Source organism: Pseudomonas sp. DVZ6 (genome assembly GCF_024259445.1).
In the GTDB taxonomy this organism is placed as follows: Bacteria; Pseudomonadota; Gammaproteobacteria; order Pseudomonadales; family Pseudomonadaceae; genus Aquipseudomonas; species Aquipseudomonas peradeniyensis.
The window spans coordinates 1-15,748 of the sequence record NZ_JANCLM010000070.1 but is presented as its reverse complement, the minus strand read 5'-3'; the positions used below and the strand labels follow the sequence as shown (position 1 = coordinate 15,748).

At 63.8% G+C, this 15,748-nt stretch carries 9 protein-coding genes; 1 reads left to right on the top strand and 8 read right to left on the bottom strand.

Annotation, left to right across the window (positions count from 1 at the left end; genetic code table 11):
• Positions 1 to 189: 189 nt before the first annotated feature.
• The 7 genes from NMG10_RS25320 to pip all read right to left on the bottom strand — a co-directional run bounded on the left by NMG10_RS25320 (position 190) and on the right by pip (position 9,103).
• Entirely contained in the window at positions 190 to 924 is a 735-nt protein-coding gene (locus tag NMG10_RS25320) for an amino acid ABC transporter ATP-binding protein (protein WP_203652716.1), read from the bottom strand.
• Positions 917 to 1,879 carry an amino acid ABC transporter permease gene (locus tag NMG10_RS25315; protein WP_254465336.1) on the bottom strand — a complete coding sequence of 321 codons (963 nt, stop codon included), beginning with the start codon at positions 1,877 to 1,879 and terminating at the stop codon, positions 917 to 919. The genes NMG10_RS25320 and NMG10_RS25315 overlap by 8 nt, the downstream gene beginning before the upstream one ends.
• 237 nt (positions 1,880 to 2,116) lie before the next feature.
• Positions 2,117 to 2,914, bottom strand: coding sequence for a transporter substrate-binding domain-containing protein (locus NMG10_RS25310; RefSeq protein ID WP_110735164.1), 798 nt, complete (start codon positions 2,912 to 2,914; stop codon positions 2,117 to 2,119).
• 232 nt (positions 2,915 to 3,146) lie between these two features.
• Positions 3,147 to 5,714, bottom strand: coding sequence for a glucans biosynthesis glucosyltransferase MdoH (mdoH, locus tag NMG10_RS25305; RefSeq protein WP_203648355.1), 2,568 nt, complete (start codon positions 5,712 to 5,714; stop codon positions 3,147 to 3,149).
• A complete protein-coding gene (locus tag NMG10_RS25300; RefSeq protein ID WP_218188901.1) occupies positions 5,707 to 7,434 on the bottom strand; it encodes a glucan biosynthesis protein G in 1,728 nt (575 codons plus the stop codon). The genes mdoH and NMG10_RS25300 overlap by 8 nt, the downstream gene beginning before the upstream one ends.
• Before the next feature lie 263 nt (positions 7,435 to 7,697).
• Positions 7,698 to 8,135 carry a D-aminoacyl-tRNA deacylase gene (gene dtd, locus NMG10_RS25295; protein WP_050707270.1) on the bottom strand — a complete coding sequence of 146 codons (438 nt, stop codon included), beginning with the start codon at positions 8,133 to 8,135 and terminating at the stop codon, positions 7,698 to 7,700.
• Positions 8,132 to 9,103 carry a prolyl aminopeptidase gene (gene pip / locus NMG10_RS25290; protein WP_232854949.1) on the bottom strand — a complete coding sequence of 324 codons (972 nt, stop codon included), beginning with the start codon at positions 9,101 to 9,103 and terminating at the stop codon, positions 8,132 to 8,134. Before pip ends, dtd begins: the two co-directional genes overlap by 4 nt.
• Before the next feature lie 180 nt (positions 9,104 to 9,283).
• Between pip and NMG10_RS25285 the strand changes: the two genes are divergently transcribed.
• Positions 9,284 to 14,860 carry a DUF6543 domain-containing protein gene (locus NMG10_RS25285; RefSeq protein WP_254465335.1) on the top strand — a complete coding sequence of 1,859 codons (5,577 nt, stop codon included), beginning with the start codon at positions 9,284 to 9,286 and terminating at the stop codon, positions 14,858 to 14,860.
• A 3-nt stretch (positions 14,861 to 14,863) separates the two neighbouring features.
• Here NMG10_RS25285 and hutG read toward each other — a convergent pair whose 3' ends face one another.
• Positions 14,864 to 15,667 carry an N-formylglutamate deformylase gene (gene hutG, locus NMG10_RS25280; RefSeq protein ID WP_232854947.1) on the bottom strand — a complete coding sequence of 268 codons (804 nt, stop codon included), beginning with the start codon at positions 15,665 to 15,667 and terminating at the stop codon, positions 14,864 to 14,866.
• Positions 15,668 to 15,748 lie beyond the last annotated feature (81 nt).

Here is a 15,748-nt window from a genome sequence, read left to right as displayed (position 1 = left end):
GATCAAGATCAAGATCAAGATCAAGATCAAGATCAAGATCAAGATCAAGATCAAGATCAAGAGATGAGCGTTTCTTGATTGGAGGGTGGTGTTATTTCAGTGATCAGACCCCTCGCCAACATATAGCAAGAGGCCTGAACAGTTTGACCACATACATTGCACCCACGGTTTACGCAGGTCTAAACACAATCACAGAACTTGCCGCAAGAACGCCTGCGCCCGCACATCCTTCGGCGCAGCAAAGAATTCCTGTGGCGGCGAATCTTCCAGCAACTTCCCATGATCAAAGAACAACACCCGATCCGCCACTTCCCGGGCAAAGCCCATCTCGTGCGTCACGCAGACCATGGTCATGCCCTCCTGGGCCAGGGTCTTCATCACGTCCAGCACCTCCCCGACCATCTCCGGATCAAGCGCCGAGGTCGGTTCATCGAACAGCATCACCTTCGGGTCCATCGCCAGGGCCCGGGCGATGGCCACCCGCTGCTGCTGGCCACCGGAGAGCCGCGACGGATACTCGTTGGCCTTCTGCGCGATACCGACCTTTTCCAGCAACGCCCGGGCCTTGGCTTCACGCTCGGCCTTGTTGCGCTTGCGCACCACCTTCTGCGCCAGGCACAGGTTCTCCAGCACGGTCATGTGCGGGAACAGGTTGAAGTGCTGGAACACCATCCCGACTTCACGTCGATAGGCGTTGATATCGGTCTTGGGGTCGTCCAGTTGCAGGCCGTTGATGGACACATGGCCCTCGTCGAAATGCTCCAGACCATTCAGGCAGCGCAGGAAGGTCGACTTGCCCGAGCCCGAAGGCCCCAGCACCACCACCACCTCGCCCTTGGCGACCTGGGTGGTGACGTTGTCCACCGCGCGCACCACCTGGCCGCGGGTGTCGAAGACTTTCAGCAGGTCACGGACTTCAATCACTTTGCGCAAGCCTCCGCTCGAGCCGGCTGGCGATATGCGACAGCGGCAGGTTGATCAGCAGGTACAGGCCCGCCACGCAGAACCAGATCTCGAAGGTCGAGAACGAGGTGGTGATGGCCTCGCGGCCGCTCTTGGTCAGCTCGGTAATGGCGATCACCGACACCAGCGAGGTGTCCTTGACCAGGCTGATGAACTGCCCGGCCAGCGGTGGCAGCACGCGCTTGAAGGCCTGGGGCAGGATCACATGGCGCATGGACTGGGCGCCATTGAGGCCCAACGAACGTGCTGCTTCGTTCTGGCCCTTGGCGATCGACTGCACGCCGGCACGGACGATCTCGGCCACGTAGGCGCCGGTGAACAGCGCCAGCGCCGCCACCCCGGCGAACTCGCGGGACAGGTTGAGCACGGTGCCGATGAAGAAGTAGAAGATGAAGATCTGCACCAGCAGCGGCGTGCCGCGTACCAGCTCGACATACACCGTGGACAGGTCACGCAGGGTGGGGTTGCTCGACAGCCGGCACAGCCCGGCGAACAGGCCGATCACCAGGCCCAGGGCGCCGGAGATCACCGAGATCCACAGCGTGGTCCACAGGCCCCAGGCCAAGGGGCCAGCGGCCCAGTGGCGGGTGACGCCAATGGCATCGCCCTCGGCGACGTCGTCACCACGGGCCAGCAGCATGCTGTCCTTGGCCACTTCGACGACCTGGGTGTCGCCGCTCTCATCCTTCAGGGTGACCCGGGCGTTGTCGCCGGACACCACGATTTCCTCGACCGTGCCCGGGTTGGTGGCACGCTGGGTTTCCTCGGCCTTGTAGGCGAAGTATTGCGGAACACGGTTCCAGCGCCACTCGTAGGAAATCATCGAGGTGGCCAGGTACAGGCTGATCGCCAGGCCCACCAGGACCAGCGCGGTCAGCCCATGCCAGGGCCACTGTGCTTTCTTGTGTTTGATCACTTGGGGTACTTCCACAAAAAAAGAAACGCGCCGGGTGGAGCTTTAGCGATAGCCCGTGGAGCGTGCGTTGTACTTGCCGGCCTCTTCGCGGGTAAACCCGCTCCCACAGATGTAGCCAAACCCTGTGGGAGCGGGTTTACCCGCGAAGAGGCCAGCGAAAACATCCGCTGTCCTCGATCTACCGCCCTCAGTCCAACCTGCGCGTCGGGATCAAAGTCTAGGCTTTTGGCCCGACCCTTATTCCATTTCCTTCAGCCATTCCTTGCTCTTGAACCACTTGTCGTGAATACGATCGTAGGTCCCGTCATGCTTGATCTGGTGCAGGAAGTTGTTGATGTAGTTGATGCTGTCGTAGTCGCCTTTCTTCAGGCCGAAGGCCAGCGGCTCGTAGGTGAAGGGCTCTTCCAGGAACACCAGCTTGCCGGCGCCGGCCTTCTCCACCGCCACCACGTTGTAGGGCGAGTCATAGACGAAGGCGTCGGCCTTGCCGTTGACCACGTCCATCACCCCTTCCTGCTCGTTGTCGTAGCCGTGGTACTTGGCCTTGCCGATCAGCTTCTTCGCGACCATCTCGCCGGTGGTGCCGAGCTTGGAGGTGAGGCGGTACTTCTCGTTGTTCAGGTCCTTGTACGACTTGATCTCGCCCGCCAGCTCCTTGCGGATCAGCAGGGTCTGGCCGACCACGATAAAGGGTTCGCTGAAGTTCAGGCGCAGGTTGCGCTCCTGGGTCAGGGTCATGCCACTGCCGATGAAGTCGAACTTGTCGGTCATCAGGGCCGGGATGATGCCGTCGTAGGCGGTGGAGACCATCTCCAGCTTGACGCCCATGGACTTGGCCATGGCCTTGAGGATGTCGACTTCGAAGCCGATGATCTCACCGCGCTTGTTGGTCATTTCGAACGGCATGTAGGTCGGGTCCATGCCCACGCGCAGGGTGCCACGCTTGACCGCGTCATCGATGGCGCCGGCCTGGGCGGCGGTCACCGCGATCAGGGCGGTCGCACCTACCAGCAGTCGCGACAGGTATTTCTTAATCATCACCAAGTCCCCTAGCAAGAAGTACGCAGATTTTTCTTGTAAGCACGGTCCGACAGACCGATGCGCAATATCGGGACGGATGCTAACGCATGCGCGGCGCCGGACCTAGAGCCGGGGGGGACTTTGTTGGCCAAAATCGACCAGAAAGCATCGCGGGGCCAGCCCGCTCCCACGCACCGTTGAGATGGCGTGGGAGCGGGCTGGCCCCGCGATTATCCGAGCAACGGACTCAAGCCAGGGCTGGCTGGGCCACGTTCTCCGGGTGCAGCGGCAGCAACGGCGAGTGCGGATCGTTGGCGATGGACGCCCGCCACACATCGATCCACGCCGTGTTGTGCCCGGCCCACACCTGCTCGTGCAGGCGCGACAGCGCCACCGGGTCGCTGAGCAGCGCCAGGCGGGTGTTCAGGTCCAGGCCTTTCGGGCCGACTTCCAGGGCCTTGGCCACGCGCTCGGCGCGCAGCGCCTCGATCGGGGCCGCCTGACCGTGACGCGCCGTGGCCATGGCACAGGCCAGGGCGTTCTGGCGCGGGTCGACCACGGCACGGACGAAACCGTCGTGCAAGGCGTGCCAGCGGTTCTCGTGGGTGTACTGGTCGGTCGCCAGCAGCTCTTGCGGCGTAGCGTATTCCTCGGGGATGAGGAACAGCTTCTCGTCCTTGGCCGCCAGGCCCAGGCGCGTGCGGCTGGAGATCACCGACACCGGGATCGACAGCACCAGCGAGCCGACGATCGGCGCCAGCCACCACAGGAAGCTCGGGTTCAGCCAGGCCACCAGCCCAGCCCAGGCGATACCCAGCAGGGTCTGCGGACCATGGCGACGCACCGCTTCGCTCCACGGCGTGGAGTCGTCGTCACGCTGCGGCGAGTTCCAGGTCGCGGCCCAGCCGAGGAACGCGGCCAGCACGAAGCGGGTGTGGAAGATCATCCGCACCGGTGCCAGCAGCATGGAGAACAGCATCTCCATCAGCATCGACAGGGTGACCTTGATGCGCCCGCCGAACTCGGTGGCGCCCTTGGCCCAGATCAGGATGATGCTGAGCAGCTTGGGCAGGAACAGCAGCACGATGGTGGTGGAGAACAGCGCAATGGCCTTCTCCGGATGCCACTGCGGCCACAGCGGGTAGAGCTGGAACGGCTCGATGAAGTACTGCGGCTCCATCAGGGTGTTGGTTGCCAGCAGCGCCGTCGACAGCACCAGGAACAGGAACCACAGCGGCGCCGACAGGTACGACATCACCCCGGTGAGGAACACCGCGCGGTGCACCGGGTGCATGCCCTTGACCAGGAACAGGCGGAAGTTCATCAGGTTGCCGTGGCACCAGCGACGGTCGCGCTTGAGCTCGTCGAGCAGGTTTGGCGGTAGCTCTTCGTAGCTGCCCGGCAGATCATAGGCGATCCACACGCCCCAACCGGCACGGCGCATCAGCGCGGCTTCGACGAAGTCGTGGGAGAGGATAGCACCGGCGAACGCGCCCTTGCCCGGCAACGGCGCCAGGGCGCAGTGCTCGATGAACGGCTTCATGCGGATGATCGCGTTGTGACCCCAGTAGTGCGACTCGCCCAACTGCCAGAAGTGCAGGCCGGCGGTGAACAGCGGGCCGTACACGCGGGTGGCGAACTGCTGCATGCGCGCATACAGGGTGTCCATGCCCGAGGCTTTCGGTCCGGTCTGGATGATACCGGCGTCCGGGTTGGCCTCCATCAGGCGCACCAGGCTGCTCAGGCACTCGCCGCTCATGACGCTGTCGGCGTCGAGCACGACCATGTACTTGTACTCGCCGCCCCAGCGACGGCAGAAGTCGTCGAGGTTGCCGCTCTTGCGCTTCACCCGGCGCCGACGGCGGCGGTAGAAGATGCGGCCGAAACCCTTGGTTTCGCGGCACACATCGAGCCAGGCCTGTTGTTCGGCGACGGCGATGTCGGTGTCGTTGGTGTCGCTGAGCACGAAGAAGTCGAACCGGTCGAGGTTGCCGCTGGCAGCCACCGACTCGAAGGTGGCGCGCAGGCCGGCGAACACCCGTGGCACGTCTTCGTTGCAGATCGGCATCACCAGCGCGGTGCGCGCCTCGGGCGCGATCGGCTCGTTGCCGGCGCTGCTGCCGGAAATCTTGTACTTGTCACGCCCGGTGAGCAGCTCGAGGAAGCCCATCAGGGCGGTCCAGAAGCCCGCCGACACCCAGCAGAACAGGATGCCGAACAGGACCAGGATGGAGGTCTGCAGAGCATACGGCCACACCTGCACCACCGTGTCCCACAGCGGCTGGTTGACGATTTCGTCGAGATCAACGAACGACCAACCCTGGTACGGCAGGATGCCCTTCATGTACCAGCCGGCGACGAGGGTCTGGCCGATCATCAGGGTCAGCAGGATGTAGCGGCGGATCGAGCCGACCGTGCGCCAGCGCGCCGGCGGCAGCTCGCGCTTGGGCGGCTGCGGGGCGTTGGTGCGGCCGGTCATGCGCCGCCACATGCGGATCAGGATGTTGGTGCGCCACGGCTCGGGCACGACCTTGGTGCGCTTGATCGGCGGGGCGATCTTCAGGCACAGCCGCCCACCGGCATCGACGCCGAGCATCTCGGCGTCTTCCAGCTCGGCGGCGCTGCCGACGGTAAGACGGGCGCCCACCGAGGCCTGGGCGGCCTCGGCGGTGCCGGCGGCCGGTTGGGCCGCCAGGTGTTGGTGCAGCTCGCTGAAGGAGGTGCAGCGGGCGAGTTCCGCACGCTGCTCGTCGCTCAGGGGAAGGTGGGCCAGGTACTCGCTCAGCGATTCCGGCCTTGCGCTTGAGTTACTCATCGGCAGGCAACTGATAGCTCCAGGTCTCGGTCAGCACTTTCTCGGTGGTGGCCGGGGTCCCGTTGGTGGATGCCGCATCGGCGGCGGGTTGCTCGGCAGCCTTCTCGGCCTTGGCTTTCTCGGCCTTGGCGTGAGCATGCTTGGCCGCGGCCTTGTCCTGCTTGGCCGGCTTGGGCTGTTCGACCGGAACGTCGCGCAGCAGCGCGGCGCGCATCTCGGTGGATTTCTTCGGATCCTGCACCTTCAGGCGCAGGGTCAGGCGCCAGCCTTTGGTTTCCGGGTTGTAGCGCAGGTTGTTCTCGACCACTTCGGCGTTGTCGCCGACGCTGACCTGGCTGCGCACGGCGGTGTCGGCCGGCAGCGTGGCCAGGTTCGGGCCGATGAAGTCGACCAGGAAGGCCACGGTGCCATCGGTCTGGCGGATCAGGTTGGACTGTTTGACGTCGCCGGTGGAGCGCAGGGTCTGCTTGACCCAGCCCAGCTCCTGCGAATGCAGTTGGTCTTCCTTGATGGTCCAGCGCAGGCGGTAGTCGTACTCGAACGGCTTGCCCACTTCAGGCAGTTTTTCCGGGCTCCAGAAGGCCACGATGTTGTCGTTGGTCTCGTCGGCGGTCGGGATCTCGACCAGGTCGACGGTGCCCTTGCCCCAGTCGCCCTTCGGCTCGATCCAGGCGCTCGGGCGCTTCTCGTACTCGTCGTCGAGGTCTTCGTAGTCGCTGAAGTCGCGCTGGCGCTGCAGCAGGCCGAAACCACGCGGGTTCTCGACGCTGAAGTTGCTCACGGCCAGGTGTTTCGGATTGTTCAGCGGACGCCACAGCCATTCGCCGTTGCCGGCGTGGATCGCCAGGCCTTCGGAGTCGTGCAGGGCCGGACGGTAGTTCATGACCTTGGACGGCTGGTTGGGGCCGAACAGGTACATGCTGGTCAGCGGGGCGATGCCCAGGCGGCTGACGTTGTCACGCAGGTAGACCCGCGACTTGACGTCGACCAGGGTGTCTTCGCCAGGGCGCAGGGTCAGCTTGTAGGCGCCGGTGGAGCGCGGCGAGTCGAGCAGCGCGTAGATCACCAGGTGCTTGTCGTTCGGCTTGGGCTTCTCGATCCAGAATTCGCGGAAGCGCGGGAATTCCTCGCCGGACGGCAACGCGGTGTCGATGGCCAGGCCACGGGCCGACAGGCCGTAGCGGTGGCCCTTGCCGACCACGCGGAAATAGCTGGCGCCAAGCAGGGTCATGATCTCGTCCTGCTTGTCGGCCTTGTTGATCGGGTAGAGCACGCGGAAACCGGCGTAGCCGAGGTTCTTGGTGGCTTCGGCGTCATGCGGCACGTCACCGAACTCGAAGCGGCTCGGGTCGTACTTGATTTCCTTGACCTTGTTGGCGGTGATCTCGTTGATGGTCACCGGCGTGTCGAAGTGCATGCCCTGGTGGTAGAACGAGAGCTTGAACGGCGTCTTGTCCTTGGCCCACTCGGCCTTTTCCTGCAGGAAGCGGATCTTCTGGTAGTCGGCGTACTTCATGTCGCGGAACACCGGCGGCAGGTTGCTCTTCGGTGCCTCGAACTTCTGACCGGCCAGATCCTTTGCCTTGGCTGCAACGTCGTCCAGATTGAATGCCCACAGCTGGCCCGCGCTCAACAGGCCGACCAGTGCCACGCCGGCCAGCATGGCCTTGCGCAGCCGGGTACCGGGGATTCTAGGTGCAATACAGGGGCTTACAATCACGAGCAATCCTCGCCGAAAACAGATCATGAAACCAACGGCCAGCGACCAATGCCGGGTTGGCGAGCACTGTTCGGACCCCGTGAGGGCGTAATGATTCCCCAAACGGATCCTGACAATGCTCGAGTCAAAGTGAAACGAACCTGCGAACGCAGGTTCATGCAGCGCGCGATTATCCAGCAGGTCGCGTTACAACGCATCAGGCTGAACAAACTATTTATCGTACAAAACCCCTTGTTTTTCGACAAACAAGGGGTTTTTTGACCTCATATTTGTAACATAAATGTTACCGGGCCATCATTGACCAGATGCACCTGCATGTCTGCACCGAAGCGACCACTGGCCACCAGCGGGTGCCGGGCCTGTGCCTGGCGCAGCAGATAGTCGAACAGCTCGGCGCCGAGGGCCGGTGGCGCCGCCGTGGAAAAGCTCGGGCGCATGCCGTTGCGGGTGTCGGCGGCCAGGGTGAACTGCGACACCAGCAGCAGGCCGCCACCGACATCCTTGAGCGAGCGGTTCATCTTGCCCTGCTCGTCGCTGAACACCCGGTAGTTCAGCAGTTTGTGCAACAGCTTGTCGGCATGCTCGGGCGAATCTTCAGGCTCGACCGCCACCAGCGCCAGCAACCCCTGGTCGATGGCGCCGACAATCTCCCCTGCCACTTCCACCCGCGCGCCACGCACACGCTGAATCAGCCCCTTCATGCTTCTTCCAGGGGCAGGTCGAGCAGGCGCCGGGCCATCTGGTCGGCGGCGCGCACCAGGGCGTCGGTGATGCCGGGCTCGGAGGCGGCGTGGCCGGCGTCGCGGATCACCTTCAGCTCGCTGTTCGGCCAGGCCTGGTGCAGCTCCCAGGCGTTGTCCAACGGGCAGATCACGTCGTAGCGGCCATGCACGATCATCGCCGGCAGGTGAGCGATCTTCGGCATGTCGCGGATCAGCTGGTCTGGCTCGAGGAAAGCGTTGTTGGTGAAGTAATGGCACTCGATGCGAGCGATCGACAGGGCGCGCTGCGGCTCGGAGAAGCGGTCGACCACCAGCGGGTTCGGGCGCAGGGTCGCGGTGCGGCCCTCCCAGGTGGACCAGGCCTTCGCGGCATGCATCTGGGCGATCTGGTCGTTGCCGGTCAGGCGCTTGTGGAAGGCGTTGACCAGGTCGCCGCGCTCCTCCGGCGGGATCGGTGCGATGTAGTCCTGCCAGTAGTCGGGGAACAGGCGGCTGGCGCCTTCCTGGTAGAACCAGTGGATCTCCTGCGGGCGGCACAGGAAGATGCCGCGCAGGATCAGGCCATGCACCCGCTCGGGGTGCTTCTGGGCGTAGGCCAGGGCCAGGGTGGAGCCCCAGGAGCCGCCGAACAGCACCCATTTGTCGATGCCGAGGTGCTCGCGGATGCGTTCCAGGTCCTCGACCAGGTGCCAGGTAGTGTTGTTCTCCAGGCTCGCGTGCGGCGTGGAGCGGCCGCAGCCGCGCTGGTCGAAGGTGACGATGCGGTACAGGTTGGGGTCGAAGTAGCAGCGGCTCTGGGCATCGCAGCCCGCGCCCGGGCCACCGTGGATGAACACCACGGGCAGACCTTCCGGCGAGCCGCTCTCATCGACATACAGCACATGCGGCGCTTCCACGGCCAGATCGTGCCGGGCGTAGGGTTTGATCTGCGGGTAGAGGGTCTGCATCGCGCACTCCGTGTGAGGATATTGTCTGCCGTTGGGCATCATAAACCTGAATTGCGCTTTGAGCATGCTCTCGTGCTGGGTGCGATGCATGCGGACGGGTTCTACGGCCAGATCATGTTATGTCCTTGGTCGGCGGCACAGTCCATACCATCCGGGCCTCCCTTCCATCGAGGCCCCACCATGAGCGTCAACAACAACGGCGTCGCTGGCGCGCCAGTAACGGACGAACCCATAGGTTCACTGTCGCAGCGGCTGATCGCCGACAAGATGCCTGACTGGCTGAAGCACGTCGCAAAGCCGGCCCATGCCCACATGCGCAATGCCCTGAGCCAACCAAACGCCTGGTTCGACAAGGCTTGCCTGGCGCACCCGGACATCGCTCGACAGCTGGTACAGGAATATGGCACCCATCGACAGACCCAGGATGAGGTGACCAGGCTGCTCAAGCAGCTACCCGATCTACGGCAGTTCGCCACGCAGCAGCTGACCCAGGCGATCAAGCAGCGCTTCAATCTGCAACTGGACGTGAACAAGACCTATCTGTTCAACGCCCGCCGGGCCGAGGCTTATCAGGACGCCTCCCACGGCGACCCGATCGTTCAGGCAGCACGGTCGTTCAGACGAGCCACGCAGTCCTTGCTGCACAGCGCCTTGCAGAACTTCGAGGCCGAACAGGCGCTGCCTGGTGGGCTGGATACCGCCAGGCTCAGCTCAAGGGTGCTCGACAGCAATGCGTTCGTGGGCGTGGTGCCCAGCGGCAACCAGGTCGAGATCTCGCCGAGCGAATTCGCGGCATTATCCCGCGAGCTGGATATCGGTGGTCAGTACCAGGCGCTGATCGAAACGGCCTGCCAGGCGGATCCGCAGACGGCCAAGGTATTCGGCGACGCGGAACTGAGCACCCTGCGCCTGGAGCTGCACAGGGCTTATCTGGGCGAAAGGCTCGAACAGCCGCTGTATAAGGCCTTGCTCAAGCTGGTCGAACACGGCGAGGCCGAGTACGAAGGCCGTCCGCTGGGCGCGACCTTCCTGCAGCTGTTCGGCAGCTCGGTAACAGGCGCCTTGATCTTCGGTGTAGAAACGGGCCCCAGCCTGCCGTCGCGCTACCCTGCGTTCCAACTGCCCTTCCAGGGTTGGCTGGTCACCTATTTGCCCGGCGCGCGAATCCCCTTGAAGCATCACGCCACCGCCGAGGCACTGCAGGCCTACCTGCGCGAACAGCTGGGGGCCATGACCCGCCTGCAACTGCTCGACAGCGTGCCGGCACGCGACAGCAATGCCTTTCTCACCCAGTTGCTGGACTGCCTGCAACCGGTGGACTGGAGTACCTTAAAGGTCTTCCCGGGCCAGTACGGCGGTACGGTAAACCGTGTGCGCGATCCAGACGCCCGAGTGACGGTGGCACAGCAGCCCTTCGGGCAAGGCCTGCGCGAGGCGCTGGTCGCGCAGAAACGTCAAAGGTTCAGGGACGATGCCCTGTTCCACGCGGTCCCCACCGCGACGGAGGATCAGATAACCGCGCAGAAACAACTGGCGTACTACACCGGCCTGGCCTTCAACGCCCTGGCCTTGGGCAGTTTCTTCGTACCGGCCCTTGGTCCGGTGATGCTGGGACTGACGGCACTGCAACTGGGGCATGAAGTATACGAAGGGTTCGCCAGCTGGGCGCAGGGCGACAGGCAGCAGGCCCTGGCCTACCTAGTGGACGTGGTTGAAAACGTTGCCCAGTTGGCGGCTCTCGGGATCTGGGAGGCGAGCAGCGGAAAACCTGCCATCGAGAAAATCACCGCCGAGACGCCTTCATTTGTCGAAGAACTGGAGCCGGTGCGCAGGCCTGACGGCGAGGTCCGCCTCTGGTCCCCGGACCTGAAGCCATTTGCCCATGACATCGTGCTGCCTGCAGGCTTGAAAGCGGATGAGTTCGGCTTGTACCACCACGCAGGCAAGATCTGGTTGGCGCTGGAAGACCGCCTGTTCTCGGTCAAACCCATTGCTGCGCCCCACGCCTACGTCATCGAAAAACCACAAAGTCCCCAAGGCTACCAGCCTCGATTGCGCCACAATGGTGCAGGCGCCTGGCTGCATGAACTGGACCGACCACAGGCATGGCCATTGAAGCAGTTGGCCGGTCGGGCAGGACAACTGACCGCTGGGTTCGACGAAGCCACCCTGACCCGGATCCTCGACGTCAGCGGCACGGATGAGTCCATGTTGCGTCGAACCGTCAGCCAGAACCTGCGCTTGCCGGCGTTGCTGGAAGACACGCTGTCTCGTTTCAAGCTGGATCAGGAACTGCGCACCTCGGTGACGGAGCCAAACATGCTGCGCAAGACGTTCCAGAAGCGCTACGACCTTTTGTACGCCAGGCCCACCGCCCGCGGCGCCACCCTGCGGCAACGTTATCCACAGCTGCCGCTTCCGGTCATCGAAGAGCTGTTGCGCAATGCCAGCCTGGAGGAGCTGCAGGGTCTGGATAAAGGCAGGGTCCACGCCCGCCTTGGTGCAGAGGCTCGCACCTACCAGCAGCAGGTGCGCCTGGCCCGCGCCTATGAAGGGCTATATCTAAACACGGTGCGCAACTGGGACACTGACCGCTTGATCTTGCATACGCTGGAACAGCTTCCCGGCTGGCCCGCCGATACGGTCATCGATCTTGAGCAACACCTGCACTGGCCCGCCGAGCGCACACGAATCGGAGCACAGACCGCCGAGCCCAACGCCACCATTTTCAGCACGACCAATGGATACATCGTTGACGGCAGCAGTGCCCCAGAAGCCTCGGAGAGGCTTCACGACACGCTCTACAGTGCGCTGATGAAAGCCCTGCCGACACCCGCAATCAGCGTACTGGGTAACCTGGGAGTGAGCTACACGCAAGCACTCAAGCGCCTGCTTCGCCAGATGCCTCGACTTTCGCGCGAGGCGTTGCGCAAGGTGTTGCGCATGCAGCCCGTGCGCCAGGGCTTCCACTCGCCGATGCGTCTGGCCGACGGCCGCCTGGGATACCCGATGGGCGGCCATGGCGGCACTGGAGGCGGCTTCACCCGCCACACCCTGCTGCGCATGATCAGGGAAACCGGCCTGCCCGTGCATACGACGCGTACGGCCGACCAGATACTGGCCGACCTGGAAGGCAGCGGACTGAGCCGAAGCGAGATAAACATACGCCTGCAGGCATTGCTGGAGCGGCACACGACCTTGCGCGACACGCTGGCCGCATGGCGACGAGCGACAACCGCCACAGCCGGGCAGGACAGCGAAGCGATCGACACGCTGCATGAGCGGATCATCCAGCACTGGTATGACAATGCCCTGCCTGTGACACCCCACGAGGCGACACCATTGCGTCTGGAGCAGATCGCACTGGACACCTTCCCGTCCGACCTGCCCACGTTCTTTGGCGAAAGTGTCAGGCATCTTCAGCTCATCGACCCGTCCCACGGCAGCGCTTCGAGCCTGGGACGGCGCGAGCGCCAGCTGACCAGTCTGTTCCAACAGTTCCCAGGCTTACGCTCGCTGGAGGTGACCCGACCTTATGTCGACAACGCACCCGCCTCCAACTTCCTGTACGACCTCAGCTCGATCACCCGCCGCCTTCCGGCGCTCGAATCCCTCAGCATCACCAACCTGAACCTGGCATTGTCGAGCAGGGAGATCGAAAGCCTGAGAGCGTTGCCCCACCTTCGGCGCCTCATGCTGGACGGCAATCGGCTGTTATCGCACAGCTACCAGGCCTTCGAAGGCCTGACGCTGGACTACCTGGGCCTCGAACGCATGGACCTCGACCACTGGCCCCAGGGACTGAGGCCACGCCCTCTGACCCGCATCAGGGAGGTCTCGCTACGCGACAACCGTATCCGCTCACTGCCGAGCTTTCTCATGAGCAACGAACCGGACCTTGCCACCCACTCGGTCATTGCCCTGGAAGGCAATCCCATCATCGAGGATCAGCTGCTGCGCATCCTGCTCAATCAACAGGGCCTGGCCGGACGGATCCATGCCGACATTTCATCGTCCCTGAACGCCCGCCTGCGCCGCTACACTCAGCAGCGTGAAGCACTGCGCGACGCCCTCGACAGCTGGGCCAACGCATCAAGTTCGACGGCGCCGCTGAGCCAGGCCGCCATGGCCATGCGCAACCGGATCGGGGTCAGCATCAACAACTTCTGGCGCAACCAGGAACTGGGCATGCGCCAGACCACTCTGCGCCTGGAAAACATCGCCCTGGAGCATTTCCCGTCGCAACTTCCGTCCTTCTTCCACGATCGCGTGCGCAGCCTGTCGCTAGCCCGGATCAGCAGCACGAGCGCCCAGCTGGATGATTTCCTGCGACGCTTCCCCCTGGTGGAAAACCTCAGCCTCGTCGAACACACCCAGCCGAACCAGGCGCTGCCGACAGCACTCCTGCGCCTGCCCCGGCTCGTCTACCTGTCCTTGCGCGACATGGGGCTGATGATCGATGACAACGTGCTCGCCATCTTCGGCGCACTGGGCAACCTCAGCACACTGGAACTGGCCGGCAACCGCCTGGGCACAATCACCCAGGTGCCCGAGACCTTGCGCAACCTGACTCGGCTCGAGCTGAACAACATGGGTATCGAACAGTGGCCCGCCTGGCTGGACAGCCTGCTGCCGCTGGAACTGCTCGACCTGAGCGAGAACCGCTTGACCGAGTTGCCCGATCACATCTTCAGTAACCTCGATCACGACTTCCCCGTGTCGTCGATCGCCCTGTTCGACAACCCATTGAGCCGCAGCACCATGTTCCGTGCGCGCACCTCCTCGGACACCCAGCGCAACTTCACCTTCGCCATGAGCCTGCCCGATGACTTGCTGACCGCGACGTCTTCGGATGAAGAACTGGCGGGGGGGCACCTGCATAATCCAATCCTTCCCCTTGCCGATGACCAGCCACGCCTGGAGGCCTGGCTGCAAGGCGCACAGCTGGAAAACGAAGCACTGCGCGATACCTGGCAGCAACTGGAACAGGCAGGCGATGCGGGCAACCTGCTGTCGCTGGTCGGACGCCTGCAGCAGTCAGCGCCCTTTCGCAATGGCGCCAGCCGGCCGTCCTTCTGCCAGCGCGTGCGCATGGTCCTGATCAAGGCGCTGGTCAGGCCGGAAGAACGCGTACTGTTCAACGCCATTGCGCAGGAGGCACTGGTGCAACCGGACACCGGCAGCCAGACCTGCCACGACGGGGCACTACTGGTGTTCCAGAACATCGAGCTGCTGATCGACAGTCGTAGCCTGCTCAGAACCGCAGGCGATACGGAACACACGCTTTACCAGGAGCTCACGCGCCTCTATCGCCTGTACCGACTGGATGAGATCGCCCGCGACAAAGCCAAGGGCCGGGACGAGGCGGAGGTCCGCCTGGCCTATCGCCGCGGGCTGAATCAGGAGCTGAAACTGGGTGTGCCCGACGACAACATGCTCTACGAGGCCTTTGCCGATGTCAGCCGCAGCGAGCTGACAGCGGCGATGGACCAGGTCCACCGGGATGAGCAGGGTGAGTCGTTCCTGGGGTATGCCGCGAACAATGACCAATGGTGCCGATACCTGCGACTGACCTACGCAGCACGCTTCGACGCCATCGAGCAGCAGTACAGGGCGCAGGTCAGCGCCCTGGACGAGTCCCCGCAAAGCCTCGATGAACTGGCGCCCGAGTACGAAGCGCTGGAGAACGACAAGCAGGCACGGGAACGGCACCTGATCCGTGAACTGACCACACTGGCCAATCCGGATCGCAGTTGAGCGCTAGCGCCCGTATCGCTCCCGGCCCCACGTAAGGACCGTCTCCAGCAACCGTCTCAGGACCGCCTGGGTCGGTTGTGCCAGGTCCTGGCGATAGGCGAACGGCTCGACTTCATTCATGTACGTGCTCTGCGCCAGCTCCAGTTGCACGGCATGGATCTGTCGGGACGGGTCACCGTAGTGGCGGGTGATGTGTCCACCCTTGAAGCGGCCGTTGAGCACATGGCTGTAGTGCGGGAACTCGGCGCACACGCCCTGCAGCCGCTTGGCCAGCTCGGGATCGCAACTGGCGCCGTTGAAGGTACCGAGGTTGAAGTCCGGCAGTTTGCCGTCGAACAGATGCGGGATCAGCGAACGGATCGAATGGGCGTCCCACAGCAGCGCATAGCCGAACTCTGCGCGCAGACGCTCCAGCTCGCGACGAATCGTGTCGTGGTACGGGCGCCAGATCCCTTCCAGGTACGTCGCCCGCTCGTCGGCGCTCGGCACCTGGCCATCCTTGAACAACGGCTCGCCGTCGAACAATGTCGCCGGGTACAGGCCGGTGGTGGCGCCGGCGTACAGCGGCTTGTCGTCGTCCGGGCGGTTCAGGTCGATGACGAAGCGCGAATACTCCGCCGCCACTACACTTGCGCCCAGGTCACGGGCGAAGTCGTACAGGCGTGGAATGTGCCAGTCGGTGTCCGGCAGGCTGCGTGCCTGGTCGACCAGGCCATCGTGCACGGCTGGCGTCAGGCCCAGCCCGGCGTGAGGCATGCTGATCAGCAGTGGCAGCCGGCCTTGGTGAAAACTCAATACCTTGTCCATATGACTCCTACAGCGTATCTGATTGACCTTCGTGGGGGGGGGGGGGGGGGGGGGGGGGGGGGGCGGGGGGGGCGGCGGGGG